Consider the following 2,691-nt stretch of genomic DNA (forward strand, 5'->3'; position numbering starts at 1 on the left):
GGCCGGGTACAAGCTGCTGACATTCATCGCCCGGGCGGGCACCGCGAACGCGCATGAGCTGGCCGAGCGGTTCGAGATGGACAAGTCGGTCATCAGCCGTCAGGTGCGGATGCTGGAGGAGGCGGAGCTTCTCGAGTCCCGGCCGGACGAGCGGGACGGGCGGCTCCGGGTGCTGAGCGCGACTCCGTCGGCCTGTGCGGCGCTCGCCGAGGTCCGCCGCGAATACGGCACACGCTTGCAGGCTGTGGTCGACGAGCTGACGCCCGACGAGATCCAGGCCGCATCCAAGGTGTTCCGACTCCTCGCCGAGGTCTGAGTGAAGCCCCGCTGTCACGTTCGACAGTGGGGCTTCGCCGTACACTGGCGAGCATGAGCGCCTCGTCCGACGCCCCCGCCGACGCCCCTGCATCCCCCTCGGAAGAGGGCCGTCTGAGCGGGGCGGATCTCGACCAGGCCGTCACCAGGGTCGAGCAGGAACTCGGTCGTCTCTTCGCGCGGATCCGCATCAGCTGGCGTGAGGCCGCCGCGACCGTCCATCCCGAACTGCAGCCGCTGGGATACCAGGTGCTCACGTCGATCGCGACAGGCAAGGCGACCTCGGCGGGTGCGATCATCGAGCACCTGCAGACCGACAAGTCAGCGGTGAGCCGTCAGGTGCGCCAGCTCGAGCAGCTCGGACTCGTCGAGAGCGTGCACGATCCAGAGGATCGCCGCGCGCGTGTCCTCGTCGCGACCGACCTGGCGCAGGAGCGGATCGCCGTCGCCCGCTCGCGCTACGAGGGGCGCATCGGCGAGCGGCTGCGCAAGTGGACGGCCGCCGACCTCGACCACTTCGCCGACCTTCTGTCCGCCCTCGGTGGCAACTGAGAGGGAATACGAGGCTCGCCCCGAGCCTTACCTCCCTCTGTGACTCTCTTCGATCCGGCCGTCTTCGGTGCCCTGCAGCTGTCCAATCGCGTCGTCATGGCGCCGCTCACCCGCACACGTGCGGATGACGACGGCGTGCCCACCGAGGTGATGGCGGAGTACTACCGGCAGCGCGCGGGTCAGGGCCTCATCATCTCCGAGGGCACCTGGCCGGCTGCCGAGGGCAAGTCCTATGCGGGCCAGCCGGGCATCGTCACGCCCGCCCAGATCGAGGGGTGGCGGCCCGTCACCGCGGCGGTCCACGAGGCGGGCGGCACGATCGTCATGCAGCTGATGCACGGTGGCCGAGTGGGGCACCCGGAGATCTCCGGGCAGCCGCGCGTGGTCGCCCCGAGCCCGCTCGCCGCACCGGGTCAGACGCACACGCCCGTGGGGAAGGTCGATCTGCCGGTGGCTCACGCGCTCACCCTCGACGAGATCCCCGAGGTCGTCGAGCAGTTCGCGCAGGCCGCGCGCAACGCGATCGCCGCGGGCTTCGACGGCGTCGAGGTGCACGGCGCGAACGGCTACCTGGTCCACGAGTTCCTCTCGCCGGTGTCGAACATCCGCGACGACCGGTACGGCGGTTCGCCCGAGAACCGCGCCCGCTTCGCGATCGAGGTCACGACAGCCGTCGCGGCGGCGGTGGGCGCCGACCGCACCGGCATCCGGCTGTCGCCGCAGCACAACATCCAGGGCGTGCTCGAAGAGGATGACGCAGACGTACACGCGACCTACGCCGCCGTCGCCCAGGGACTCGCACCGCTCGGCCTCGCCTTCGTCGACGTGCTGAGTGCCGCACCGACGAGCGAGTTCGTGCAGCACATCCGGCGCACGGCGGGCGCGCCCCTGATCATCAACACCGGCTTCGGCGTCGTCACGACGCGGGAGGATGCCGAGGCGCTCGTCGCCGACGGATGGGCGGATGCCGTGGCCGCCGGACGCCCCGTGATCGCCAACCCCGACCTGGTCGAGCGGTGGCGAGAGGGAGCGGAGTTCAACGACCCGCGCCCGCAGCTGTTCTACGGGCGCACGGCAGAGGGGTACACCGACTACCCGTCGCTGGAGGTCGTGCGCGCCGGGGTCTGAGGGCTCACCGAGACGCGCCCTGCTCGGCGGCTGCCGCCGAGGAGACCCGGAGACTGATGGCCGTCCACGAGACGGGCGGCAGCTCGACGACCGCGACGCCATCGGAGACGACCAGGGTCTCGTTCTGGCGAAGAGCAACGCGCTCCGGGTCCTCGAGTGTGTTCACGGCGTACACGTCATCGTCGCTGAGCGTGCGGGCGTGGGCCTCCCGCACCGCTCCGAATTCTGAGACGTCGAACGAGAGTGTCACCGGGTCGGTCTGCGATCGGTTGACCAGGAACACGCTGACGCTGCCTGTGGCGGCGTCGAACGTGGTCACGGCGTCGATGACCGGCACGCTCCCGTAGGCGTCGGTTTCATAGAGATCGCACTCGATGTGCGTGGGGATCGACTGCCCGGATGCGAGCTCCGAGGTGACGGCGAACGGGAAGAACGTCGTCTGCTTCCAGGCGATGCCGCCGGGCTCCGTCATGATCGGGGCGATCACGTTGACCAATTGAGCGAGCGAGGCGCTGGTCACCCTGTCCGCCCGGCGCAGCAAGGAGATGAGGAGGCTACCCACCACCACGGCGTCCGCCACGGAGTACGCGTCTTCGAGGAGCCTCGGCGCGGTCGGCCAGTTCTGCGCACCGGTGATCTTGTCCACGGTCTCGAACCGGGTGTTGTACCAGACGTTCCACTCGTCGAACGAGATGT

4 protein-coding genes are annotated in these 2,691 nt (G+C 69.6%); 3 read left to right on the forward strand and 1 reads right to left on the reverse strand.

The features are described from left to right. From ACNPM4_RS04095 to ACNPM4_RS04105, 3 genes are all read left to right on the forward strand, one after another. On the forward strand, positions 1-316 hold a 316-nt coding region (locus ACNPM4_RS04095; protein ID WP_448984782.1), incomplete at its 5' end, for a MarR family winged helix-turn-helix transcriptional regulator. Positions 317-369: 53 nt separating this feature from the next. Further along, the gene (locus ACNPM4_RS04100; protein ID WP_029262195.1) at positions 370-867 is read left to right on the forward strand and encodes a MarR family winged helix-turn-helix transcriptional regulator; all 498 of its coding nucleotides are present in this window, start codon (positions 370-372) and stop codon (positions 865-867) included. Between the two features lie 39 nt (positions 868-906). Then, positions 907-1,995 (forward strand): alkene reductase, encoded by a 1,089-nt coding sequence (locus tag ACNPM4_RS04105; protein ID WP_448984783.1) that lies wholly within the window; start codon positions 907-909, stop codon positions 1,993-1,995. 4 nt (positions 1,996-1,999) lie between these two features. On the opposite strand, the gene ACNPM4_RS04110 is transcribed toward ACNPM4_RS04105, so the two are convergent. Continuing rightward, positions 2,000-2,691, reverse strand: a 692-nt coding sequence (locus ACNPM4_RS04110; protein ID WP_448984784.1) for an alpha-L-arabinofuranosidase C-terminal domain-containing protein, incomplete at its 5' end; no start/stop codon positions are given.

The organism is Microbacterium umsixpiens (assembly GCF_053543675.1).

Coding starts and splice junctions, on each gene's coding strand:
- ACNPM4_RS04100 (WP_029262195.1), top strand. CDS start 370: ATGAGCGCCTCGTCCGACGCCCCCGCCGACGCCCCTGCATCCCCCTCG.